The following is a 306-nucleotide window of genomic DNA, read 5'->3' as shown; positions in this document are numbered from 1 at the left end:
TGTACCGACCCCAAAAAGTTAGACCAAAAAATCTAACTTTTTGGAGGTCGGTATTTTTATGACTAAATATAATTTTGAATTTAAAAAGAAAGTTGTACTAGAGTATATAAATGAAAATATAAGCATAAGATCGTTAGCGAAAAAGTATGATATAAAATCTCATAATAATATTGAAATTTGGGTTGCCAAATATAAGAAATATGGAGATGATGGATTATATCGTTCAAGAAAAAATGAAGAATATCCTTTCGAAAAAAAGATATATGTTGTAGAATTATACTTAACAAGTGAACTCTCATACAATGA

1 protein-coding gene is annotated in these 306 nt (G+C 26.1%); it reads left to right on the top strand.

Going from position 1 to position 306, the window contains the following annotated elements; translation table 11 throughout:
* Positions 1–58: 58 nt before the first annotated feature.
* On the top strand, positions 59–306 hold a 248-nt coding region (locus tag PNO30_RS08970; protein WP_271987200.1), incomplete at its 3' end, for a transposase.

Origin of the sequence: Gemella haemolysans (assembly GCF_028308085.1) — a bacterium.
In the GTDB taxonomy this organism is placed as follows: domain Bacteria; phylum Bacillota; class Bacilli; order Staphylococcales; family Gemellaceae; genus Gemella; species Gemella haemolysans_D.
The sequence above is the reverse complement of the archived record's forward strand: the minus strand, read 5'-3'. Positions and strand labels throughout refer to the sequence as shown.